This is a genomic window from Allomuricauda sp. M10 (genome assembly GCF_020782875.1).
In the GTDB taxonomy this organism is placed as follows: Bacteria; Bacteroidota; Bacteroidia; order Flavobacteriales; family Flavobacteriaceae; genus Flagellimonas.
The window spans coordinates 291,056-315,607 of sequence record NZ_JAJGBN010000002.1; the positions used below are offsets into that span (position 1 = coordinate 291,056).

The 24,552-nt window shown below is 42.1% G+C and carries 24 protein-coding genes; 14 read left to right on the forward strand and 10 right to left on the reverse strand.

The genetic code is table 11. The features are described from left to right. Window positions 1-63 precede the first annotated feature (63 nt). On the forward strand, window positions 64-1,176 hold the full coding sequence (locus tag LKX84_RS06395; protein WP_228236307.1) for a glycosyltransferase: 1,113 nt from the start codon (window positions 64-66) through the stop codon (window positions 1,174-1,176). Here the strand turns inward: LKX84_RS06395 and LKX84_RS06400 are convergent. Both LKX84_RS06400 and LKX84_RS06405 read right to left on the reverse strand, forming a co-directional pair. Further along, window positions 1,101-2,156, reverse strand: coding sequence for a sensor histidine kinase (locus LKX84_RS06400; protein WP_228236308.1), 1,056 nt, complete (start codon window positions 2,154-2,156; stop codon window positions 1,101-1,103). The genes LKX84_RS06395 and LKX84_RS06400 overlap by 76 nt on opposite strands. Next, on the reverse strand, window positions 2,156-2,842 hold the full coding sequence (locus LKX84_RS06405) for a response regulator transcription factor (protein ID WP_163631598.1): 687 nt from the start codon (window positions 2,840-2,842) through the stop codon (window positions 2,156-2,158). Before LKX84_RS06405 ends, LKX84_RS06400 begins: the two co-directional genes overlap by 1 nt. A gap of 188 nt (window positions 2,843-3,030) precedes the next feature. Between LKX84_RS06405 and LKX84_RS06410 the strand changes: the two genes are divergently transcribed. From LKX84_RS06410 to LKX84_RS06430, 5 genes are all read left to right on the forward strand, one after another. After that, the gene (locus LKX84_RS06410; RefSeq protein ID WP_228236309.1) at window positions 3,031-5,853 is read left to right on the forward strand and encodes a TonB-dependent receptor; all 2,823 of its coding nucleotides are present in this window, start codon (window positions 3,031-3,033) and stop codon (window positions 5,851-5,853) included. A gap of 22 nt (window positions 5,854-5,875) precedes the next feature. Next, the gene (locus LKX84_RS06415; protein WP_228236310.1) at window positions 5,876-7,063 is read left to right on the forward strand and encodes a multidrug transporter; all 1,188 of its coding nucleotides are present in this window, start codon (window positions 5,876-5,878) and stop codon (window positions 7,061-7,063) included. Between the two features lie 153 nt (window positions 7,064-7,216). After that, complete coding sequence (locus LKX84_RS06420) at window positions 7,217-7,528, forward strand: T9SS type A sorting domain-containing protein (RefSeq protein WP_228236311.1); 312 nt, start codon at window positions 7,217-7,219, stop codon at window positions 7,526-7,528. Between the two features lie 132 nt (window positions 7,529-7,660). Beyond that, on the forward strand, window positions 7,661-7,984 hold the full coding sequence (locus LKX84_RS06425; protein WP_228236312.1) for a T9SS type A sorting domain-containing protein: 324 nt from the start codon (window positions 7,661-7,663) through the stop codon (window positions 7,982-7,984). A 60-nt stretch (window positions 7,985-8,044) separates the two neighbouring features. Continuing rightward, window positions 8,045-9,031, forward strand: coding sequence for an acyl transferase (locus LKX84_RS06430; RefSeq protein ID WP_228236313.1), 987 nt, complete (start codon window positions 8,045-8,047; stop codon window positions 9,029-9,031). Between the two features lie 298 nt (window positions 9,032-9,329). Here the strand turns inward: LKX84_RS06430 and tyrS are convergent, their stop codons facing one another. Further along, entirely contained in the window at window positions 9,330-10,625 is a 1,296-nt protein-coding gene (tyrS, locus tag LKX84_RS06435) for a tyrosine--tRNA ligase (protein ID WP_228236314.1), read from the reverse strand. Window positions 10,626-10,709: 84 nt separating this feature from the next. Here tyrS and LKX84_RS06440 point away from each other — a divergent pair, with 84 nt between their 5' ends. Further along, window positions 10,710-11,708 carry an SDR family NAD(P)-dependent oxidoreductase gene (locus LKX84_RS06440; RefSeq protein WP_228236315.1) on the forward strand — a complete coding sequence of 333 codons (999 nt, stop codon included), beginning with the start codon at window positions 10,710-10,712 and terminating at the stop codon, window positions 11,706-11,708. Here LKX84_RS06440 and LKX84_RS06445 read toward each other — a convergent pair. Genes LKX84_RS06445 through LKX84_RS06455 form a run of 3 tightly spaced genes read right to left on the reverse strand, consistent with a single transcriptional unit; the run spans window position 11,698 to window position 14,225 of the window. Further along, a complete protein-coding gene (locus tag LKX84_RS06445; RefSeq protein WP_228236316.1) occupies window positions 11,698-12,156 on the reverse strand; it encodes a DUF4296 domain-containing protein in 459 nt (152 codons plus the stop codon). The genes LKX84_RS06440 and LKX84_RS06445 overlap by 11 nt on opposite strands. Window positions 12,157-12,159: 3 nt before the next feature. Continuing rightward, window positions 12,160-13,494 carry a dihydroorotase gene (locus LKX84_RS06450; protein ID WP_228236317.1) on the reverse strand — a complete coding sequence of 445 codons (1,335 nt, stop codon included), beginning with the start codon at window positions 13,492-13,494 and terminating at the stop codon, window positions 12,160-12,162. A 2-nt stretch (window positions 13,495-13,496) separates the two neighbouring features. Then, the gene (locus tag LKX84_RS06455) at window positions 13,497-14,225 is read right to left on the reverse strand and encodes a polyprenol monophosphomannose synthase (RefSeq protein ID WP_228236318.1); all 729 of its coding nucleotides are present in this window, start codon (window positions 14,223-14,225) and stop codon (window positions 13,497-13,499) included. A 118-nt stretch (window positions 14,226-14,343) separates the two neighbouring features. On the opposite strand from LKX84_RS06455, the gene LKX84_RS06460 reads away from it, so the two are divergent. The 3 genes from LKX84_RS06460 to LKX84_RS06470 are packed head-to-tail and all read left to right on the forward strand — an operon-like array spanning window position 14,344 to window position 17,405. Next, complete coding sequence (locus LKX84_RS06460) at window positions 14,344-16,002, forward strand: glycosyltransferase family 39 protein (protein WP_228236319.1); 1,659 nt, start codon at window positions 14,344-14,346, stop codon at window positions 16,000-16,002. Continuing rightward, window positions 15,999-16,655, forward strand: a complete 657-nt coding sequence (locus LKX84_RS06465) for a DUF4271 domain-containing protein (protein ID WP_228236320.1) — start codon at window positions 15,999-16,001, stop codon at window positions 16,653-16,655. Before LKX84_RS06460 ends, LKX84_RS06465 begins: the two co-directional genes overlap by 4 nt. A gap of 6 nt (window positions 16,656-16,661) precedes the next feature. Next, on the forward strand, window positions 16,662-17,405 hold the full coding sequence (locus tag LKX84_RS06470; protein WP_228236321.1) for a uroporphyrinogen-III synthase: 744 nt from the start codon (window positions 16,662-16,664) through the stop codon (window positions 17,403-17,405). Window positions 17,406-17,457: 52 nt separating this feature from the next. On the opposite strand, the gene pckA is transcribed toward LKX84_RS06470, so the two are convergent. After that, a complete protein-coding gene (gene pckA / locus LKX84_RS06475) occupies window positions 17,458-19,074 on the reverse strand; it encodes a phosphoenolpyruvate carboxykinase (ATP) (protein ID WP_228236322.1) in 1,617 nt (538 codons plus the stop codon). 63 nt (window positions 19,075-19,137) lie between these two features. Beyond that, entirely contained in the window at window positions 19,138-19,530 is a 393-nt protein-coding gene (locus LKX84_RS06480) for a DUF423 domain-containing protein (protein WP_228236323.1), read from the reverse strand. Window positions 19,531-19,609: 79 nt separating this feature from the next. Between LKX84_RS06480 and LKX84_RS06485 the strand changes: the two genes are divergently transcribed. The 4 genes from LKX84_RS06485 to LKX84_RS06500 all read left to right on the forward strand — a co-directional run bounded on the left by LKX84_RS06485 (window position 19,610) and on the right by LKX84_RS06500 (window position 22,493). Then, window positions 19,610-20,983 carry a saccharopine dehydrogenase family protein gene (locus tag LKX84_RS06485; protein ID WP_228236324.1) on the forward strand — a complete coding sequence of 458 codons (1,374 nt, stop codon included), beginning with the start codon at window positions 19,610-19,612 and terminating at the stop codon, window positions 20,981-20,983. A 48-nt stretch (window positions 20,984-21,031) separates the two neighbouring features. Then, entirely contained in the window at window positions 21,032-21,502 is a 471-nt protein-coding gene (locus LKX84_RS06490) for an Lrp/AsnC ligand binding domain-containing protein (RefSeq protein ID WP_228236325.1), read from the forward strand. A 38-nt stretch (window positions 21,503-21,540) separates the two neighbouring features. Further along, window positions 21,541-21,861, forward strand: coding sequence for a hypothetical protein (locus LKX84_RS06495; protein ID WP_228236326.1), 321 nt, complete (start codon window positions 21,541-21,543; stop codon window positions 21,859-21,861). A gap of 113 nt (window positions 21,862-21,974) precedes the next feature. Continuing rightward, window positions 21,975-22,493, forward strand: coding sequence for a ferritin (locus LKX84_RS06500; RefSeq protein WP_228236327.1), 519 nt, complete (start codon window positions 21,975-21,977; stop codon window positions 22,491-22,493). 63 nt (window positions 22,494-22,556) lie between these two features. Here the strand turns inward: LKX84_RS06500 and LKX84_RS06505 are convergent, their stop codons facing one another. Together LKX84_RS06505 and ald are read right to left on the reverse strand one after the other, a co-directional pair. Next, window positions 22,557-23,261 carry a zinc metallopeptidase gene (locus tag LKX84_RS06505; RefSeq protein WP_228236328.1) on the reverse strand — a complete coding sequence of 235 codons (705 nt, stop codon included), beginning with the start codon at window positions 23,259-23,261 and terminating at the stop codon, window positions 22,557-22,559. Between the two features lie 92 nt (window positions 23,262-23,353). Next, window positions 23,354-24,457, reverse strand: coding sequence for an alanine dehydrogenase (ald, locus tag LKX84_RS06510; RefSeq protein ID WP_228236329.1), 1,104 nt, complete (start codon window positions 24,455-24,457; stop codon window positions 23,354-23,356). Window positions 24,458-24,552 lie beyond the last annotated feature (95 nt).

Genomic DNA, 24,552 nt, shown 5'->3' on the forward strand with positions numbered 1-24,552 from the left:
ATTTAATGATTTCGCAAAACTAAGGAAATCTATAACCAATTGGCATTTTGTTTTTTTGCAGTTATGCAAAATTCCAAACGAATCTTGGTGGCCCCATTGAATTGGGGATTGGGACACGCCACAAGGTGCATCCCCATAATTCAGGCATTGATCGATCATGGCCATCAACCTTTCATCGCTTCGGATGGGGTGGCGCTGTCCCTTTTGCAAAAGGAATTTCCGAATGTTCCTTCCTTTGAACTTTCTTCCTATAAAATCACTTATGCCGAAAAGGCGAGGAATTTTAAGATCAAGATGATCTGGGATTCACCAAAAGTACTGAAAGCCATATCCAAGGAGAAAAAAGAGGTGAAACGTTTGGTGAAAGAGCACAAGTTGGATGGCATCATTTCGGACAATAGATTGGGAGTGTTTTACAAAAAGGTGCCTTGTGTGTTCATCACCCACCAATTAAATGTATTGTCGGGCAATACCACTTGGATGAGCTCCAAAGTGCATCAAAAGGTGATCAAAAAATTTAATGCCTGCTGGGTTCCCGATGTTGAAGGAAAACCTAACCTCACTGGTAAATTGGGCCATTTGAAAAAATCCAAATTGAAGATTGCCTACTTAGGTCCTTTGAGTCGATTTGAAAAAAAGGAACTCCCAAAACAATACAATTTGATGGTGCTTTTATCTGGACCGGAGCCCCAACGGACGTTTTTGGAGGAAAAGCTGTTGAAGGAATTACAAGGGTTTGAAGGGAACATCCTTTTTGTGAAAGGTAAGATTGAAGGGGAACAAACCACGGAAGAAATAAAAACGGGAAAAGGTTCCATCACCCTTTACAATTATATGAAATCGGCGGAACTGGAAACATCCATCAACCAAAGTGAAAAAGTACTGTGCCGATCAGGGTATACCACGGTCATGGACTTGGCCAAATTGGAGAAAAAGGCCTTTTTTATCCCCACACCTGGGCAGTACGAACAGGAATATCTGGCTAAACGCTTGGAAAAACAGCAATTGGTTCCGTATTGCGAACAGGATGATTTTGCCTTGGAACAACTATCAAGAATGGAAGATTTTGAAGGACTTACCCAATTTGAATCCCCGATGGATTATGCGGGTTTGTTCACGGTCTTTTCCAAGGTGAACGAAAACTCGGACCCCACCCCGACCTCACTTTCCACATAAATTTTTTCACCATGGGCCTCAATGATGTGCTTTACAATGGATAGGCCCAATCCTGAGCCGCCCTCTGTTCTACTTCCGCTTTGGTCCACACGATAAAAGCGTTCAAAAAGTCGAGGGATGTGCTGTTTGGGAATACCCACGCCGTTATCGGTTACCCTAACGATCACTTTGTTCTTGATCAAATTTTCCACACTCACCTCGGTGGTTCCGTTGGCATGGCCATACTTAATAGAGTTCACCAAAAGGTTACTGATCACTTGTTGTATTTTTTCCCTATCTGCACTCACGAAAATGGGATTGGGATATTCCATATCAAAAGTGAGGGCAATATGCTTTTTAGCGGCCTTCATTTCCAACAGATCAAAGGTGTTTTGTATCAACTCTATAACATCAAAATCTTCTCGCTCCACCTTAAGTTCCCCTGCTTCAAACTTGGTAATCAAATCAAGGTCCTTTACGATGTAAATCAAGCGCTCCACACCCTTATTGGCTCTTTCCAAGTATTTTTCGCGGAGCTTTTTGTCGCGCATGGCGCCATCCAAAAGGGTAAGGATGTACCCTTGTACGGTAAACAAGGGAGTCTTCAGTTCGTGGGAAACGTTTCCCAAAAATTCCTTTCGGTACTCTTCCCTGATTTTTAAAGTATCGATCTCTATTTTCTTGCCTTCGGCAAATTTTTCGATTTCCTCCGTAAGGGTTTTCATGTCGGTGGTCACCGGTTTGGACGAAAAAGAAGAGGATTCCAAAAGGGTAACATCGTCATAGATCTTTTTGATCCTTCTATAAATAAAACGTTCTACACGTACTTGGATCACCGTAAAAGAGATAATAAAACTGATCAGTGCAAAGAGAGACGTGTATGCCCAATCCATATGGCCAAGGTCCATGTGGAACAACACAAAAAGCAGGGTGGTTAAAACGGTGATGAATAGGGATGACCTAAGGGCAAACTTGTATGATTTCCTTAGTTTAATGGCCATTAGAGAACAAACTTATACCCCACACCTTTCACGGTCTTGAAATGATCGTCCCCGATTTTTTCGCGTAGTTTTCGAATATGCACATCAATGGTACGGCCCCCTACGACCACCTCGTTGCCCCAGACTTTGTCCAGGATCACTTCTCGTTTGAAAACTTTGTTCGGCTTGGAGGTAAGAAGGGCCAAAAGTTCAAATTCTTTTCGGGGAAGCACAATTTCTTCACCGTTGTTCACGATTTTGTACTCTTCCCTATTGATTACAATTTCGCCGACTTTTACAATTTCATCGACTTCCTTTTTCTCCTCCTTCAACCTTCGAAGCAAGGCTTTTACCTTACTTACCAAAACTTTTGGCTTTATGGGTTTGGTGATATAGTCATCGGCCCCGGCATCAAAACCGGCCACTTGGGAGTAATCTTCCCCGCGCGCGGTTAAAAAAGCGATGATCGTATTTTCAAGACCGGGCGTGTTCCGGATCATTTCACACGCTTCAATACCGTCCATTTCGGGCATCATCACATCCATGATGATGAGATGTGGCTGTTTCTTTTTCGCCTTGGAAACTCCTTCGGCGCCATTTTTGGCCGTGAAGACCTCATAGCCTTCAGCGGAAAGATTGTAACCTACAATTTCCAGGATATCAGGTTCATCGTCAACAAGTAAGATCTTAATGTCCTTGGTTTTCATGGGATGGTATTTCAATGTTAATCCGTCAAATGTAAAGATAATACACTAACGGCATAAATGCTTAACGTTCATTTAATCTGATAACCTTATTGTAACGTTTCTCGAAAGAACACTTAACATGTGGCTAACATCGCTTTTACAGCATGACCGTTTCTTTGCCCCGAAATCTAAATGAGATACAACCGCGTATGAAAACGTATTTGATAGTGGCCTTTTCCTTCTTCACCTTGATTGCTTCTGCTCAGCAGAATGGAAGCATTGTAGGTAAATTGACGGACAAGGAACTAAACAACGAACCACTTCCTTTCGCCAACGTTCTGATCAAAGGAACTACAGTAGGAACCACGTCCGACTTCGATGGTCTTTTTGAGATTCCAGATGTAGCACCAGGATCCTATACCCTAGTATTTAGCTTTTTGGGATATGAGACTTTGGAAGTCCCCAATGTAGTGGTGGAAGCAGGAAAAGTTACCGAAATAAACACCGGCTTGGGTGCCAGTAGTGTAGGATTGGACGAAGTAGTAGTGACCACAACGGCCCGTAAAGATTCTGAAGTGGCCCTATTGCTACAACAAAAGAATGCCCTTGTAATGCAGGAGGCCATTAGTGCCGAGGCCCTTACCTTAAAAGGTATTGATGATGCCGCTGCGGCAGTTGCCCAAATTTCTGGTATTTCCAAACAACAAGGATCTAGCAATGTATATGTAAGAGGTTTGGGAGACCGTTACCAGAACACAACCATGAACGGTCTTTCGTTACCATCGAACGACGTAAACAAAAAGAACATCAATTTGGATCTTTTTGGGTCCTCGATCATTGAAAACGTTGCAGTAAGCAAAGCGTATAGTCCAACTTTTTATGGGGATTTTGCCGCGGGTAACGTGAACATCGACTCTAAAGAATATACCGGTGATGGATATTTGGAAGTTGCTGTTGGTGGTGGGATCAACACCAATGCTGCTGGCGAGGACTTTGTGAAAAGCGAGGGAACCAGCGATTTTGGCTTTTATAATAGGTACAGTCATGATCCCTTTGCTATCATTTTGCAGCATGATGTAGACCCAGAATCCGCTTTGGACCCAATTAATTTTTCTGGTGCTATTGAGGGTGGATATTCTTTCAACTTCAACAATGAAAAATCTCGTTTAAGCTTTTTTGGAGCTGCAAGCTTTGGCAATTCCTATGAATTGAGGGAAGGTCCTGCTAGGGATTTCACCAACGTTTTGAAATTTGATTTTCCAACGGTTCGTGAATATGCATATAAGACCACCACTACCATGCTTGGTAATGTGGCTTACAAAATCAATAGTGAGCACAAGATAAAGTACAGCTCTTTGTTTGTGAACAATTCCACTGATGCGGTGGGTTACTATGGTGTTGATGGTGATGGGTACAACAGGGATGGTATTACCTCTGACAACGGATTCTTTGTTCAGAATGTCCAGTTCAATCAAGATATGATCTTCGTGAACCAATTGACTGGTCAGCACATTTTCGACGAGAAAATATCCTTTGATTGGGGTGTTGGATTTAATAAAGTTTTCTCCGATGAACCAGATAGAAAAAGGTTTACCATGGAGAACTACCAATTCAGTTTGGATGATGACCCCAATACCAATCCAGTATTCTTTACCAATACGGCTTTTGAAAATCAGCGTTTTTTCCAAAGTATAGAGGATGATGAATTGAACAGTTATATGGACTTATCATACAAACTTTCAGACAACATTACCATGAACTTTGGATATAATGGAAGAAGAAAGGAACGTAGGTTCACTAGTATTAGATACGGCTACCGAATTTTTGATAGAACTACAGAAATCGAGGATGTTAATGATTTAAACTCCTTCTTTACAATTGAGAATAGCAGTTTGGTTGGAAATGAAAATGCGTTGTACGAAATAAGGAACCTCAATCCTATAACCAATGATATTGGTTCCATCAACAGACCAGGGTTACCCGATAATACCTATAAAGGAAACCTAGGTATCCATGCCGGGTATGTTTCTGTTGATTTCAAGGTTGGGGAAAAGTTGAACATTGTACCTGGTTTGAGAGCTGAATCTGTAAACCAAAAAATAGTTTACGATGTAATCAATCTTCCTCCTAGCGACCCAGGGTTTAGAAATGCCTATGAAAACTTGTTCCTTCCCAGTCTTAACTTGAAATATGCACTTACTGAAAATTCCAACCTTCGGGCTAGTTTCAGTAATACTGTTTCTTTCCCTGAATTCAAAGAAGTTGCCCCATTTGTTTATGAAGGTGTCACACAACGAGTTGGTGGTAATCCTGATCTTTTTGGAGGAAAAGATGGAACTGGGGTAAACTATTCGGACATCTACAACTTTGATATGAAGTATGAATGGTTCTTGGAAAGAGGTGAAATCATTTCATTGGCTGCTTTCGGAAAATTGATTCAAGACCCTGTCAACAAAGTAATTGCCGCGGACGCTACTGGAACCCAACGTTTTTTCAGAACCGGGGATCAAGCTGAAGCTTACGGGGTAGAGCTTGAATTGAGGAAGAACCTGGTTACTGATGCTGATGACAATGCCACAATTTCTGTGGGTATGAATGCAGCTTATACGTATACCCATCAAGATTTAAAATCCATTCAAGCTGGTGATGAAAACACTTTTGGAACTTCTTTCGACAGAGACTCTGACGAATTGGAAGGAGCCTCTCCTTTCATTATCAATGCCGATTTGAACTACAGCCCCGTTTTTGGCAATTATAAACCAAAAGCAACAGTAGTGTTCTCCTATTTCTCTGATCGTATTTATGCCCTTGGTGCAGGATCATTGGGCAACATCGTTGAAAACGGAGTTCCTACACTGAATTTTGTTTGGCAAAATGCAATAGGAGAACATTTTGAGGCCAATTTGAGTGCCAGAAACCTTTTGAATCCAGATGTAACCTTGACTAGGGAAAATACAGGCAATGGGGACATCATTATAAGACAGTATAACCTTGGGGTTAACATTGGGCTAACCCTTAAATATAAATTTTAATTCCTTTTTTAAACTTAAACAGATGAAAAACAAGTTTTTATTTTTAGGTATAGCCGCCGCTTTGTTCATTGCTTGTGAAGCCGACGATACCGCAGATATTGTTATCAACGATAACAGTGTTACGAACAACACCACCACAACTGGTGGCTCTACTGAAGAAACAGAAGTAAGGATTAGTGGCATTTACACTGAAGACCTAACCTTGGAGTCAGGTAAGGATTATATCCTAACCGGTGCCACAATTATGGCTAGTGGAACCACCCTTACCATTCCTGCTGGAACAACTATTAAAGCACAAGCTGCTGGAACAAGTGTCTATTTGGCAATCGCTCAAGGTGCTCAGATCATTGCCGATGGTACTGCTGCCAATCCAATCGTATTCACTTCTGCTGCAAGCAATCCATCTGCTGGTGACTGGGGTGGATTAATCCTTTTGGGAAGAGCTCCTATTAACTCTGTAACCGGCACCGCCACTTCTACTTCAGAGATTGGCAACCTTCCTTATGGTGGAAACCAATCAGACGATGACTCAGGAATTTTGAGATATGTTAGAGTTGAGTATTCAGGAGGTGCCGCAGATGGTCAGTCTGAAAATAATGGATTCTCCTTCTATGGTGTTGGTAATGGAACCATCGTAGAATACATTCAAGCCGTTGAAGGTGATGATGATGGTGTGGAATTTTTCGGGGGAACCGTTGACGTACGTTATGTTGTAGTCGTTAATGCTGCTGATGATTCTATCGATTGGACTGAAGGTTTCTCCGGTTCCGTAACAGATGCATATGTAATTCAAGGTGATGGAATCGGTGACGAAGCTTTCGAATGTGATGGATTCAACACTGATTACACCAATGCCACTGGAACTTTCTCTAATCCAACCGTAAGCAATGTTACGATAGTTAGTGAAAGTACTGCTGATAGCACAAGAGGTTTCTTGCTACGTGCAGGAACTCAAGGTACATTTACCAACATTGTTATTATTGGCAAAGCTACTGGTATCTCTGTGGATGATGATGATGCGGGTACTCCAACATCACAGAACATTACTGATGACACCCTAACCTTTACCGATGTTACTTTTACCAATGTAGGCGCAAATACCGAGATTGACGGTGGTGTAGCTGAAGGTGATTTGGTAACCGGAATCGGAAACGGAACTGGTACTGATTATGCTACCTGGACTGCTGGTTGGACCGTAGGTATCAACTAAGCCCAAAATCCAAATGAAAATATGGAGCCCCCGATCTCTCGGGGGCTTCTTTTTTGCATTTCGTCGAAAAGTAACCCCTTATTCATCAATTGGTTCCACGATCGCGTTACAATTTTTTTATATTTGTGGCACAGCGTTTGCAACCATTAACGTATGAAGCACTTTTACCTCGTCATTTTCTTTTTTGTGTGTGCTCTCGGATTTTCTCAGGAAAATGCCAAGGGCAGTGCCGATATTGACGGGTTCAAGCTCTATCCAAATCCTGTAACCCAAGGTAAGGTCTACATTGAGACTTCCTTGAATTCCCCAAAAAAAGTATTGGTCTTTGACGTGCTTGGCACCCAAGTTTTGGAAACCACCATTTTGGGTAAGGAACTCAACCTTTCCAACCTGGACAAAGGAGTGTATATCCTTCGTGTTTTTGAGAACAACAAAGTGGCTACCAGAAAGTTAATCATCAAATAGCCCGAATTTCCCCTTCAACAAACCACATTTTTTACGAGTTTCCCAACACACTGGCCCGTTTCACAACAAATAATGGGTGTTCTATAGCTGTTTATCTACATTTACGTTGCGCATTACCCCAAATCTGCATACATGAAGAAACTCTACTTTATTATACTTATGGCTTTACCCATACTTACTTACGGTCAGGAATTGGTCAGCATAAACACCGAGCCCATTCAAGAGCTCAAGGGTTTTAAGATGTACCCCAATCCGGCTTATGGGGATGAAGTGTACATCACCACCGAATCCAATGGCTCCAAGGACATTAAAATCTATGATGTTTTCGGGGAGGTTGTGTTAACGGATAGGATCAATACCAATACCTTGGACATTTCCCGACTTGTTCCTGGCGTGTACGTGCTCCAAGTAACGGAAGATAAAAAAACCATGACCCGAAAGCTGGTCGTGAAATAAGCAAGATCTTTTGAGCTCCTTTTACCAAGGGGCTTTTTTTTTGGGTAATTTTACCCATTCATGCATCCTATAAACACAGACCGAATCTTTTCCATTGCCAATTCCCATGAATTTGAGGACATGGCATTGCAACAATTCAACTATCAATATCGGAACAATTCGGTCTACCAGGGTTTTTGTGACCACTTGGGCAAATCCCCTTCCCACTTACAAAAACTGAGTGACATTCCTTTTTTGCCTATCGAATTTTTCAAGTCGCACAACGTTGTTTCCTCGACCGATAAACCTCAGGCTATTTTTGAAAGTAGTGGCACCACCCAAAGTGCTACCAGCAAACATTTTGTTCACGACTTATCATTGTACGAGCAAAGTTTTTTAAAGGGTTTTTCTTCCTTTTATGGACCTGTAGAAGATTATTGCATCCTAGCATTGCTTCCCGCTTATTTGGAACGCCAAGGATCATCATTGGTATATATGGCCAACGATTTGGTGAAACGATCCCAACATCCTGACAGTGGATTTTACCTGTACGATCTGGCATCACTTCAACAAAAAATGATGGTTTTGGAACAAAACGGAACCAAAACGCTATTGATCGGGGTCTCGTTTGCACTATTGGATTTGGCCGAACAATTTCCAATGAAACTCCAGAATACCATCATCATGGAAACTGGCGGTATGAAGGGTCGAAGAAAAGAGTTGATCAGGGAAGAACTTCACGGAATCCTTAAAAATGCCTTCGGTGTACCTACTATTCATTCGGAATATGGCATGACCGAATTGTTGTCCCAGGCCTATTCCAAAGGAAATGGGATTTTTGAAACCCCTCCTTGGATGAAGATCATTACCCGCGATACCGAAGATCCTTTGAGCCTTCAAACTGAGGGAAAAACAGGCGGCATTAATATTATAGATTTGGCCAATCTGTATTCCTGCTCCTTTATCGCTACCCAAGATTTAGGAAAGACCTATCCCGATGGTTCCTTTGAGGTTTTGGGAAGATTCGATAGCTCCGATATTCGCGGTTGTAATTTAATGGTGCTGTGAAAGAAATCCAACACTAACCAATGAGATTATCTTCAACCTGAACTTTACAAAAATGTCATCCTGAATGTAATGAAGAATCTAGTATTGCTTCATTCAATTCTAGAGATTTTTCGCTTTGCTCAAAATGGCATCAAAGTCTTTTTTCGTAAAAATGTTTTATTCCACCACTAAAACAAAGTGATTTTCGTCAACCTGAACTTGTTTCAGGTTCTCATCTGTAAGAAATTAAACTGCATGAGATTCTGAAATAAATTCAGAATGACGCTTTTTCAAAACTTTTAAAAAACCCGTCAAATGTTTATTCTACCACCAGCACAAAATAATTCTTCTTACCCCGTTGAAGCAATACAAATTTGTTGTTGATCAAATCCGCTTCGGTAATCAGATACTCTTCCCCAACTTTCTCCTTGTTCACAGAAATGGAATTTTGCTTCAGTTCCCTCCTAGCCTCGCCATTGGATCCCAAAAAGTTGGTCTTGGCGGCCAACGCACCGATCATATCCAATCCGGGAACAAGTTCTTCCCGAGAAACCTGAGCTTGGGGAACACCTTCAAAAACATCCAAAAAGGTTTTCTCGTTTAACCCTTTTAGATCTTGGGAGGTAGATTTCCCAAAAAGGATATCACTCGCCTTAATAGCATTTTCCAAGTCTTCCTTGGAGTGTACCATGGTAGTCACCTCTTCGGCCAATTTCCTTTGAAGCGCCCTTTCATGTGGCGCTTCTTTATGGGCGGCCACCAAATCCACTATTTCGGTCTGGGTCAAGAAGGTAAAGATCTTGATGTGTTTTTCGGCATCTTCATCGGAAGTGTTCAACCAGTACTGGTAGAATTTATAGGGTGAAGTACGTTCAGCATCCAACCACACATTGCCTCCTTCGGTTTTTCCGAATTTGGTACCGTCAGCCTTAGTAATCAAAGGACATGTAAGGGCAAATCCCTTGCCACCGCCAATTCTTCTGATAAGTTCCGTCCCCGTGGTAATGTTCCCCCATTGGTCGCTCCCTCCCATTTGAAGGGTACAGTCATGCTTTTGGAACAGGTACAAAAAGTCGTACCCCTGAACCAATTGATAGGTAAATTCGGTAAAGGACATTCCTTCCTTCGCATCCGCAGAAAGTCTCTTTTTCACGGAATCCTTGGCCATCATATAGTTCACCGTAATATGTTTCCCTACATCACGGATGAATTCCAGAAAGGAAAAATTCTTCATCCAATCGTAGTTGTTCACCAAAACGGCAGCATTCGGTTCGTCGCTTTCAAAATCCAAAAACCGGCTCAATTGTCCTTTTAGGGCTTCTTGGTTATGCCTTAAGGTTTTTTCATCCAAAAGATTACGTTCAGCGGATTTACCAGAGGGATCTCCGATCATTCCAGTGGCGCCACCTACCAAAGCATATGGTTTATGTCCCGCCAATTGAAAATGTTTCAACATCATTACACCTACCAAATGTCCAATGTGCAAGGAGTCTGCAGTAGGATCAATGCCCACGTAAGCGGCGCGCATTTCTTCCATTAGGTGTTCCTCGGCTCCGGGCATGACATCGTGGATCATTCCCCTCCATTGTAGTTCTTGGACAAAATTCTTCAACATGGTTGTTTTTTTGAATGGTTGCAAATATAAAATGAACTTGGCACTTGACTCCATAATTACGGCACAAATAGGTACTTTTACGTTATGATTTTGGTTACAGGAGGCACTGGATTGATCGGTTCCCATCTACTTTACCACTTGGTGAACAGTGGACAGCAGGTAAGGTCGATTTACCGTACCAAGGATTCATTACAAAAAGTCGCCAAGGTTTTTGGTTATTATGCTGACCAGCCTACCCCATTGATGGATAAAATTGAATGGGTTGAAGGCGACATTACCGATATTGGCGAGTTGACACAGGCATTTGAGGGCATTGACCTGGTCTACCATTGTGCCGCGCTGATTTCCTTTGATCCCAAGGATTTTAAAAAGCTGGAAAAAATCAACGTTGAGGGAACAGCAAACATTGTGAACCTTTGTTTGAAATTTGGCATTCAAAAACTCTGTTATGTGAGCTCCATTGCCGCCATCGGACCCAGTGTAAAAGGAAAAGTGGCCAATGAAGAAAATGATTGGAACGAAACCAACGCATCTGTTTATGGACTTACAAAGTACAATGCCGAGCTCGAAGTTTGGCGCGGTTCACAAGAAGGGTTGTCCGTGGTCATCGTAAATCCAGGGGTAGTCATTGGACCCGGCTTTTGGAAATCGGGGAGTGGTTCTTTTTTTACCTATGCCGCAAAGGGCAAAAAACATTTCATACCAAGTGGAACAGGGTTTGTTACTGTGGATGATGTAGTAAAGGCCATGGTAACCGTAATGGAATCCGCTATCCGATCCGAGCGGTTCATTTTGGTGGACCAAAATTGGACCTATGAACAATTGTTCCAAAAAATTGCCCCAAAACTTGGCGTGGCACCACCTACCAAAAAGCTTTCTTACTTATCCCTTGAAGTGTTCTGGAGATTGGATTGGCTCCGCAGTACTCTTTTCGGTAAAAGACGAAGGTTATCCAAGGCAACGGCCAAAGGACTTTATCATCAAGAAATTTATGATAATTCCAAATTGAAGGACGCCTTGGGATTTAAATACGGAGACTTGGAAGCCACCCTTGGTTTTTGTTGTTCCAAGTTTAGGGATTAACCAGTACCGGCTTCTTTTTTTCCTGTTTGACCTTCATGGAATCCTTTATGGCCTCAATGGAATCTTTTCTAGCTTCATTTGCTTTCCTGACACTTTCGTTCTTGGCTTTAGCAGTATCTTCCATGATTTTGGCCTGATCGTCCAATTTCTTCTTTACAGTTTCGTAAAGAGTCTGGTATTCCAAAGGAATAGAGGCATAATAGAGGTCGCTTTCGGAAAATTGGACACTGTCTATTCCATATTTGTCATATAAAAACTGCATAATATCGATACCGGAATCCTTAAACTTATTTTCGGCGGTAGATTTGGTAGCATTCAAAACGGCCAGATCATGAAGAATATCGGCCATTTTATCTTTGGGAATAAGATTTTCAGGTGCTTCAATCACCTTTTCGGCACAAGCAGTAACCATGAAAATTACCAAAAAAGAAGCTATTATCCTTTTCATTCCCTAGCGGTTAAAAATGAGTCTCTTTGCATTCTTTTGAGCAGCAAAAACACCATCATCATAGGCCAAAAGTCCATTCACAAATGTACGAACGACCTTGGACTCAAAAGTAACACCTTCAAACGGTGACCAACCACATTTATACAAAATATTGGCTTTTTTAACCTCGTTTTGGCAATTTCGATTTACTTGGACCAAATCCGCAAAATACCCTTCCCTTACATAACCACGCCTATCAATATCGAACAACTTGGCAGGGTTGTGACACATTTTTTCCACCATTTTTTCCAAGGAAATCATTCCTTCGGATTCTTTTTGTAGCATGGCCAAAAGGGCATGCTGTACCAATGGCCCACCGGATGGTGCCGTAGTGTAGGGATTGTCCTTTTCTTCAAGGGTGTGCGGGGCATGGTCTGTGGCTACCACATCAATTCGGTCGTCCAGTAAGGCTTCCCAAAGTTTTGCCCTGTCCGTTTTGGTCTTCACCGCCGGGTTCCACTTGATCAAGGTACCTTTTTCGGCATAATCGTCGTCTGAAAACCAAAGATGGTGGATACAAACTTCTGATGTAATTTTCTTTTCTTCCAAAGGAATCGCATTCGTAAAAAGGTCCGTTTCAATTCCTGTAGAAACATGGAAAACGTGTAACCTTGCCCCAGTCTTTTTTGCTAAGGCAATCGCTTTGGATGAGGATAGGTAACAGGCTTCTGCACTTCGGATGATGGGATGTAGTTCAACAGGGATGTTATTCCCGTAAATACCCTTGTATTTTTCCATATTGGCGCGAATGGTGCCCTCGTCCTCACAATGTGCAGAAATGACCATTTCGGTATTGCTGAAGATTTTTTCAAGGACTTCTTCATTATCCACCAACATGTTCCCTGTGGAAGACCCCAAAAACAATTTTACTCCGGAACAGGCATTCTTGTCCAACCGTTTCAATTCTTCCAAATTGTCATTGGTGCCCCCAAAAAGAAAGGAATAATTGGCAAAGGAATCCTTGGCGGCAATGGCCATTTTTTCCTCCAACTTTTCAATGGTGGTCGTCTGCGGATTGGTATTGGGCTGTTCCATGTAAGTTGTTATCCCTCCTGCAATGGCTGCACGACTTTCCGAAGCAATAGTGCCTTTATGTGTTAGGCCCGGTTCCCTAAAATGTACTTGGTCATCTATGACACCGGGCAACAAAAGGTCGCCATTCAAATCAATGACTTTTGCTTGGGAATCGGTTATGTCCCTATCCATTCGGGAAATGATTTCCCCTTCCAGTAAAACATCGGTTTCAAAAATGCTGTTCTCATTAACGACCTTGGCATTTTTCAACAGTATTTTTGACATGGCTAAAAGTTCTTTTTAAAGAAAATGCTCCTGAATTTCATGGCAATCACGCCAAAAATGGCTTCACGGATGATGGCTCCGTTCATTTTTGATTTTCCATTGACCCTATCCGTAAAGATAATGGAAACCTCTTCTATCTTGAATTTCTTGAGATAGCATCTGTACTTCATCTCAATTTGGAAGGCATACCCAATGAACCTTACATTGTCCAGGTTGATGGTTTCCAAAACCTTCCTTCTATAACAGACAAATCCAGCAGTGGGATCGTGCACTTTCATACCGGTTATGAACTTCACATAAAAGGAAGCACCGTAAGAAAGAAGAATCCTGGCCAAAGGCCAGTTCACCACATTTACCCCCTTTTTGTAACGGGAACCAACGGCTACATCGGCACCATTTACACAAGCCCTGTGCAAGCGTGAAAGGTCTGCAGGACGGTGTGAAAAATCGGCATCCATTTCAAAGATGTACTCGTAACCATGTGCCAGGGCCCATTTAAATCCATGGATATAGGCAGTGCCCAACCCCGACTTTTCCTTGCGAACCTCCAAAAAAAGGCTGTTGGGAAATTGTTCTTGAAGCTCCCTGACAGCGGCTGCCGTACCATCTGGGGAATTATCGTCCACAACTAGTACATGAAAATCCTTCTTGAGATCGAAAACCGTTTTTACAATGGCTTCAATATTCTCAATTTCATTGAAAGTGGGTATGATCACCAGGCCGTCCGCCATTCCTATTGGATTAGATTGCCAAAAATACGCTTTTCTATTTTCCTTCGCTAACCCAACTGCCAATGATCGGTTTCAACTTGGTCATTATTTGTAACTTTGGGCCTTAAAAACCCTGTCGATGTCTCAAAAGTTTCCCAAGCTTTTTCTTATTCTGTTGGCCATCCTTTTTGTGCTGAACCTCATTCAGGCTTCGGTTACGGAGCTCATTTATGATGAAGCCTATTATTGGTACTATGCCCAAAATCTGGCCTGGGGGTATTTTGACCATCCACCCATGGTGGCGTTCTTGATCAAACTCAGCAGCCTTTTGTTTGATGGCGAACTTGGGGTCAGGTTTATGAGTTGTGTGCTTTCAGCAGGTACTTATGCGCTTTTGTGGGACCTTATCGATAATCCAAAGAAAAGGGATTATGTGATACATTTCTTTTTGTTGGTGTTTTCCTTTACCTTGATGAATGCCTATGGATTCCTGACCTTACCCGATACACCCTTGTTATTTTTTACCGCTTTGTTCTTGTGGTTGTACAAACGTTTTTTAAAGGATCCATCCCTATTGACAACCTTGTTATTGGGACTTGTGATGGCTGCCTTGATGTACAGTAAATACCATGCTGTCTTGGTCATTTTATTTGTGTTTCTTTCCAATATTAAACTGATTTTCAACAAGAAAGCGTGGTTAGCGGTCATTTTGGCATTGGTTTGCTACATCCCCCATTTTGTGTGGCTTTACCAAAACGATTTTGTCTCCATCACCTTTCATTTGTATGAACGACCCAATCAAGAATATTCCTTCGATGGGTTCACTTTGGGGTATTTTCTGAATCTGATTGTCATCATCGGACTCTTGTTCTTTTGGGTCTATGGCGCCTTGTTCAAGTTTAGGCCCAAAGATCAATTTTCAAAAGCATTGATCTATTTGATCTATGGAATTTTGATTTTTTTCTTCATTTCAAGTTTTAATAGAAGGGTTCAGGCGCAGTGGGCCATTGCCATCACCATTCCTTTGATCATCATTGCTTTCAATCGCTTATTGGATAATGCCAAAAGCAGAAAATGGATGTACCGGATTGGGTGGGTAAGCATGATACTTTTACTCTATGCCCGAGTATGGATGGTGTATCAACCTTTATTTCCCGTTCTGTATGAAACCCATGGTAACAAGCAATGGGTAAACACATTGCATGACAAAACAGGTGATGTTCCCGTAGTTTTTGAAAATTCGTACCGTCGTGCCCCCATGTACCAGTTTTATTCTAGTATTCCAGCCATTTCCTTGAACAACTATATGTACCGGAAAAATCAGTATTCCATTGATGGATCCGAAGAAAAGGTAAGGGGCAAAAAAGTTCTGTATGTGACCCAATATCGTAAATCAGGCGATATTACCTATATGCATTTGGACAGCACGGTGTTCCATGGTATTTACATTAACGATTTTCAGTCGTACCGAAGCCTAAAATGCATCGTTGACAAACGGGAATCGGCTATTGGTTATGACCTTAAAGTTTATAATCCCTATCCTTTCGATATTCCTTTGGAACAATTGAAATATACCATTTCCTATTCCAATGCCTACAAGCAAGTACAACAAATGTTGCCTTTAAAAGTAAACCCCGAAGGATTACAAGGGCCATTTCTTAAAACAAAGGATACCCTGTATTATTCTTTTGAGCTCCCCTTGACCAAAATGGAAAATCCGGTGTACTTTAGGATAGGTATTTCGGAAAACGGATTGCCGCCAGGTTTGAACGGACAACCTACAAAAATTCAGGAATGAACCCAATAGAAAAAAGCATTACTTCACTGGATTGGATGACTTTGGTGCTGTTCTCCGGTTTGGTATTGTTGGCTATTGGAAAATATATAAATAATGCCAAGTTCCTGAATTTCATCATTCTACCTTTTAATGATAAATATGTTTTGCTGAACAGTAGAAAAGGACCTTTGTTGAACTGGTTCCATATTTTAATGTCCCTCTTCCAATTGCTAAATCTATCCCTTTTCATTTACCTAGTATTGGATGTCTTTAAAATGATAACGGTACTTGATCCGATAATGGCATTTTTTGTCATTTTGGGCGGACTGGCCCTTTTCGAATTGACCAAATTGATCCTTCAGGCCTTTACGGGATTTGTGTTCAATAACCAAGAATTTATCCTCAGCATCATTTTCAGCAAAACTTCATACCTCAACTACAGCAGTTTGGTAATAGCCTTGGCAAACATTTTACTGATATACGTTTTAATCGACTCAAAAACAATCATATATGGTGCAATTGCCTTAATAATCATAATAAATGGCATTGGTACTATCAAGCTGTTGAAGAACTATCAAAAAGCCATGTTTCCGTATTTTGTGTATTTTATTTTGTACCTTTGCGCACTCGAAATTGCGCCCTTGGTGTTAATTGGAAGCTATCTAAAAGTTTAAAAACTTATGAAAGTAAAAACAATTTTGGTTTCCCAACCAGAACCCAAAGTCGAAAATTCCCCCTATTCCAGATTGATCGAAAAGGAAAAAATTAAAGTGGATTTTAGGCCATTCATTCATGTGGAGGGGGTTGAAGCCAAAAATGTTAGGCAGCAAAAAATTGATTTGAAGAATTTTACGGCGATCATCCTGACCAGCAGAAACTCTGTTGATCATTTTTTCAGGATTGCCGAGGAAATGCGCTTTAAGGTTCCGGACACCATGAAATATTTTTGCCAGTCAGAGGCCGTGGCCTACTACCTGCAAAAGTATGTAGTGTATAGAAAACGAAAGATCTATGTAGGCAAAAGGACTTTCAATGAATTGATTCCGTTGATGAAAAAATACAAGGACGAAAAATTCCTGCTACCATCCTCCGATCAATTGAAACCTTCTGTACCCGAAGCTTTGAACGAGCTTGGCGTAGATTGGAAACGAGGTATTTTCTACAAGACAGTGATCAGTGACCTGTCCGACCTTAGAGATGTTTACTATGACATCCTGGTGTTCTTCAGTCCTTCCGGGATCGAATCCCTTTTGAAGAATTTCCCGAATTTTGAACAGAACAATACGCGTATTGCCGTTTTTGGCAACAGTACTGTAAAAGCAGCAACAGAAGCGGGACTTAGGATCGACATTCAGGCGCCAACTCCGGAGACACCCTCCATGACGATGGCCCTGCAGAAGTACATCACCAGTGTGAACAAGTAAAAAAAAAATACTGTAAAAAAAATGAACGCCCCCGCAATGCGGGGGCGTCTTGTTAAAAGGCATATCGTTGTGGGCCGCCTCGTCTAATTTCCTCACTGGCAAAGGCCTCGAATTTTTTAAAGTTCTCCCTGAAGGCATTGGTCAGTTTAAAGGCCGTAGTGTAATAGGCCTCATCGTTGTTCCATGTGGTCCTGGGACTCAACACCTCTTTGGGAACACCGGGGCATTCCCTTGGTTGAGCCACTCCAAATACGGAATGGATATGGTACTTGTCGTAACTATATAATCCTAATTCACCGCTTAGTGCAGCGCTGATCATAGCACGGGTGTATTTCAGTTTCATTCGTGTACCAACCCCATAAGGACCTCCTGTCCATCCCGTGTTCACCAACCAAACATCAACCCCTGATTCAATCATTTTTTTGCTCAACATTTCAGCATATTTGGTAGGATGCAGAGGCATGAACGGTGCGCCAAAACAGGCCGAAAAAGAAGGTTGGGGCTCCACTACTCCCGCCTCGGTGCCGGCCACTTTTGCCGTATAGCCCGAGATAAAATGGTAAGCCGCTTGTGCCGGGGTCAATTTGGAAATAGGAGGCAACACTCCAAAGGCATCCGCAGTAAGGAAAAAGATATTCTTTACATTTTTGCCTATGGAAGGTACCTGAATATTTTCAATATGGTCTATAGGATAACTAACCCTTGTATTTTGGGTGATGGAAGTATTTGAAAAATCGACCACACCGTTTCCGTCCATGATCACATTTTCCAGGATAGCGCCTTTTTTGATGGCTCCATAAATTTCAGGTTCGTTCTCTTTACATAGATCGATGACCTTGGCATAGCATCCCCCTTCAAAATTGAAAACGGTGTTATCCGGTGTCCATCCATGTTCATCATCCCCGATCAGCTTTCGGTTTGGGTCGGTAGACAAGGTGGTCTTTCCTGTTCCCGATAGCCCGAAGAAAATGGCCGTATCCCCATCATGCCCCACGTTTGCGGAACAGTGCATGGGCAAGGTGTTTTTGTAAACTGGCAAAATAAAATTAAGGGCCGAGAAAATACCTTTTTTAATTTCTCCAGTATATCCGGTACCCCCGATCAAAGCAATTTTTTTGGTGAAATTCAGAATGGCAAAATTGTGCTGGCGGGTTCCATCCACGGTAGCATCAGCCTTAAAGCCCGGTGCATTGACAACCGTCCATTCCGGGGTAAAATTTTCAAGTTCTTCATCCGTAGGTCTAAGGAACATATTGTAGGCGAACATATTGGACCATGGGTACTCATTGATCACCCGAATATTCATTTGATAGTCTGCATCGGCACAAGCATAGGAATCACGGACATAAAGTTCCTTGGTGTCCAAGTAATTGATGACCTTGTCATAGAGTTTATCAAACTTGTCACTATCAAAAGGAATATTGATGTTTCCCCACCAAACCTTATCCTCCGTTACGGAGTCTTTTACAATAAAGCGATCAAGGGGCGACCTGCCAGTAAATTCACCGGTATCAACCGCCAAAGCACCAGAAGAAGCTTCTTTACCCATACCTTTTTCCAAGGTAACATCATGGAGTTCATCAGGGGAAAGTTGGTAATTGATGTTGTCATGTTGTATTCCATAAGACTTTAACGAAATCGTTTTCGAAACTTGGGCAGAATCCTTCATGTTTTAGATTTAAAATTGTTACAAAGCTAGAAAATTATAACGTTTTCGTAACCGATTTTGGGCTCAATTGGATGGTTTTTTGGTCAAAATGTAGTATCCCAAAAAAATCCAGCCCAGGATTATGAATACACCTCCCAAAGGTGTTAAAAAACCGATACTTTTAAAGTCAAAAGCAGTTAAACTGTTCAACGCCAACAGATAAATAGAAAACGAAAACAAGATCACCCCGATTAGCACCAATACGTAGACCCGTTTTTTATGTGGGTCGGCAAGTCCATTATAGAGCCCTAAAAAGAGGAGGAACAATGCCTGGTACATTTGGTAGCGTACTCCGGTTTCAAAGGTTTCAACGGAATCCGCATCTACCAATTTCTGCAATCCATGGGCACCAAAAGCACCTAGTATGATGGCCAAAAGACCCATAAAAACCCCTGTAGCCAAAATTGTTCTGTTCATAACTTTAAGTAGTAATATTTTTAGAAATATAACATTTTGATACCTTAGTATCTTACAATTACAAAATTACTGAAAACCTATGGTCCGAACTATTTTGGTTATTGGAGCAGGTAAATCAACCTCCTATCTTTTGGATTATCTTTTAAAAAAATCCAATGAAGAAAACCTTCAGATACTTATTGGTGATCTGAAGCCAGAACATATTCCTTCGGAATTTGCCGATCACCCCAACTGTACTGTGTTCGCTTTGGACATTTTTAACGATGAGGCCCGAAAAAAAGCTGTGGAAAGTGCATCCATAGTGGTTTCCATGTTGCCAGCTAGTCTTCATATAAAAGTTGCCGAAGATTGCCTTCACTATAAAAAACACCTGATCACCGCCTCCTATATCAGTAAAGAACTAAAGGCTTTGGATGAGCAGGTAAAGAAAAATGGACTGGTGTTCATGAACGAAATAGGTCTTGATCCCGGCATTGACCACATGAGTGCTATGGAAATCATTGACCGCATTACAGAAGCTGGAGGCAAAATGCTGTTGTTTGAATCGTTCACCGGGGGATTGGTGGCCCCTGCAAGCGACACCAACCTTTGGCATTACAAATTCACTTGGAATCCCCGCAATGTGGTTTTGGCGGGACAGGGAGGGGCCGCAAAGTTTATTCAAGAGGGTACCTACAAATACATTCCCTATCAAAAACTGTTTAGAAGGACCGAATTTCTAGATATTGAAGGGTATGGTACTTTTGAAGCCTATGCCAACAGGGATTCCTTGGATTATCGAGAGGCTTATGGACTTCAAAATGTGTTAACGCTGTATCGGGGAACCATCCGTAGAGTTGGATTTTCCAAGGCTTGGCAGATGTTCGTGATCTTGGGAATGACGGATGACAGCTACGTTATTGAAAATTCGGAAGGCATGTCCTTCCGCGAGTATGTGAATCTTTTTCTACCCTATTCGCCCACCGATTCCGTGGAATTGAAACTGCGACATTACCTCAAAATAGATCAGGACGATATCATGTGGGGCAAATTATTAGAACTGAATCTTTTTGATCACAAGCGGAAAATACCTTTGAAAAATGCTACCCCGGCACAAATGCTCCAGTATATCTTGGAACAAAGCTGGACCCTTCAAGAAGACGAAAAGGATATGATCGTAATGTACCATAAGTTTGGCTACGAACTGAACGGTGAAAAAAAACAGATCGATGCCAACATGGTGGTCATTGGTGAGAACCGTACCTATACCGCCATGTCCAAAACCGTTGGACTTCCTGTAGCGATGGCCACCCTTCAAATCCTGAACGGAAAAATTTGCACCCCAGGGGTGCAAATTCCCATTCGGAAAGAAGTGTATGCCCCTATTTTATCCGAATTGAAAACATACGGAATCCGCTTCAAGGAATACCAAGTACCCTACTTGGGGTACAATCCTGATTCTGTTGCCGGTTAGGTTTTTATAGAATTTGGCTACCTTTACCTTCATATTAAAATATGACTGGTGAAAAACAATAACAATTCTTTGAAAATTGACGGCATCGACAAGAAGATTCTAAGATACCTGATGGAAGACGCCCGTAAACCCATATTGGAAATTGCCCGCAACATTGGCATTTCAGGTGCCGCCATTCACCAAAGACTTCGCAAATTGGAAAGTTCCGGACTTTTGGCAGGATCCAAGTTTGTCATCAACCCCAGGATTTTGGGCTATACCACCATGGCGTATATCGGTATTTTTTTGGATAAGGCCATGTCCAACCCCAGGGCAGTAAAAGAATTGGAAAAGATCCCCGAAGTGTTGGAATGCCATTACACCACGGGAAACTGGTCCATCTTGATAAAGGTTTTGTGCCGCGATAATGAACACCTCATGCAGGTCCTTAACAAAAAAATCCAACAGATTGAAGGAGTATCCCGTACCGAGACCTTTATTTCTTTGGACCAGCAAATTGATCGACAAATTCAGATTTGATATTTTGATTCAATCTAAATAAAGATTACATTTGGCCCATGGTTGAAATCTATCGGTCCAAATATTATTCCCTTCATCAGGCTGCCAATGAGCGTGCCTTTTACCTTGATCTTGGGCAAAAGACCGTTCGCATGTCCCTATGCCAGCTTTTATCGCTTCGTCACAAGGTTCTTTCCATTTCCATAGAAACTCATTTTGATAGCGACCTCAACAAACATGGGTTCGAAGTTTTAATGCTTTGCAACAAGGAACACTTGTTCATACTGAACACTTTGGAAATCATTGACCTTAAAAACTTAGTGGAACATGGCTTTGTAGCTTTGGGGCTTTCTGCAGAAAAAGAAACTATCGCCGCTTAGTTATTTTCTTATTTTGACCTATCATAAATTACCTTAAAATTGGGGGTGCCTTCCTATTAAAACGGGTGAAAATTTGTAATTTTAGGATTACAATTACTTAAAAGCCTATTTATATGAAAGATATTGCAAGACAAAGCATGAGCATAAAGGTAGAATCTATGGATATGCTCAATGCCCAGATCAAGATGGAAGCCCATGCCTCTGCCACCTATTTGGCCATGGCATCATGGTGCGAGCAAAATGGGTTTTTTACCAGTGCCAAGTTTTTCTTCAAACAAGCTGAAGAAGAACGGGAACATATGATGAAAATCTTTAATTTTTTGGTAGACACCGGTGGAAGTCCCATTTCTCCCGAGATTACCAACATCAACCATGATTATGCCTCCATTGTGGATGTGTTCGAAAATACTTTGGAACATGAGGTGAAGGTGACCAAATCCATCCACAATATTGTGAAAAAAGCCAGAGATTTAGGAGATATCGCTACCGAGCGTTTCTTGGATTGGTTTGTAATGGAACAGGTTGAGGAAGAAAACACTATCCGCGACATTTTGGACATGATCGCCATAACCGGCACCGAAGGTGTAGGTCTTCAAATGATCGATAACCAAGTTGCCAAATGGATTGAATAAATGATCCAAAAGCATAAAAAACAAAAGGGGCCAAATGGCCCCTTTTTTATTGCTCTTTTTTTCTTAATCCCTGCTGCCTCCAAAAACCTGAAGTCCCCAGTAGAGCAAAGAAGCCAAAGCACCTACAGCTGCAACCAAATAGGTTCTTGCCGCCCATTTTAAGGCATCATCAGCCCCGGCATATTCTTCTTGACTCACCATGTGCTTCTGTTTCAGCCACACCAATGCCCTTTTACTGGCATCATACTCCACGGGTAATGTGATAAAACTGAACAAGGTGGCAAAGCCCATTAGGATCAACCCGATCACGGCAATGGTAAAACCGATTCCACCAGTAACACCGGTAGCTGCCATTAGGGCAATACCCCCAAACACGATCCAGGTAGACATTCCAGAGGTTACGCTAACCACCGGCACCAATTTGGAACGCATGGTCAACCATTCATAAGCTTGTGCATGTTGCACCGCGTGACCACACTCGTGGGCGGCAACGGCTGCTGCTGCTGCATTACGTTGACTGTACACGCCTTCACTCAAGTTTACCGTTTTGTTTTTGGGATTATAGTGGTCCGTCAACATTCCAGGAGTGGAAATCACCTTTACATCACGAATACCATGGTCGCTCAACATTTTCTCGGCAATTTCGGCACCGCTCATTCCGTTGCGCAAATGCACCTGGGAATATTTTTTGAACTTACTCTTCAATTGGTTGCTTACCAACCAGCTGACCAGGGCTATTGCACCAATCAATATATAGTACATCATCATAACTTTCTATTTTTTGCTTTTAGTAAATATACTACTATAATGCAAAAACCCCGCCAATTCATGACGGGGTGGTTATACTGACAAAATGTAAGTTATGCGAATACCGGTTCTTCCAAATGGAAAGCTTCCGCAATTTCTTTATAGACCACTTCTCCCTCCACAATATTGAGTCCCATGGACAGGGATTTATCCATTTTGCAGGCACTACGCCATCCAAGATTAGCCAATTTTAGCACATAGGGCAGTGTTACATTCGTCAAGGCAACAGTAGAAGTATAAGGCACTGCCCCTGGCATATTGGCTACACAGTAATGGACCACATCGTCTACAATATAAATGGGATCCTCATGGGTTGTGGGTTTGGTGGTTTCCACGCATCCTCCTTGATCCACGGCAACATCCACGATTACCGTTCCGGGACGCATGTCCTTGAGCATGTCCCGTGTGATCAAGTTGGGGGCCTTGGCCCCTTTCAAAAGAACGCCACCGATAATTAGGTCGTGGGTCTGTATATGTTTTCTGATATTGAACTCATTGGAAAATTCGGTGATGACATGGCTGGGCATTATGTCATTCACCATTCGGAGTCTTTTCATGTTCACATCCATGATGGTTACCTGCGCCCCGAGCCCTGCTGCCATTTTTGCAGCCTGAATCCCCACGGTACCGGCCCCTAGCACCAAAACCCGGCCTGGCGCCACTCCGGGAACACCTCCCAAAAGTACACCCCTCCCTTTTACGGGCTTTTCCAGATATTTGGCACCTTGTTGAATGGCCATCCTTCCGGCTACTTCGGACATTGGGGTCAAAAGTGGCAACGAGCCATCCTCATCCTCCACCGTTTCGTATGCAATACAAATGGCCTTGCTATTGATCATGGCCTTGGTCAATGCCTCGCTGGATGCAAAATGAAAATAGGTGAAAATAATCTGTCCCTTTTTGATCAAATGGTATTCTTGTGCGATAGGCTCCTTTACCTTCACGATCATATCGCTCATGGCATACACCTGACCGATGGTATCCAAAATTGTGGCCCCTGCACGCTGATAGTCCTGGTTGAAAAAACCGCTTCCCTCACCAGCTCCAGACTGTACATAAACGGTGTGGTTGTTCTTTACCAATTCAAAAACCCCAGCAGGTGTCATACCCACTCGGTTTTCATTGTTCTTGATTTCTTTTGGTACCCCGACTATCATTTTTAATGTTTTTTGATGTTTCTGCGTCAAAGGTGAGCAAAAAAAATAGACTGAAACAGAAAAAATCGATAAAAAACAGGGGTTACTGGTCAAAA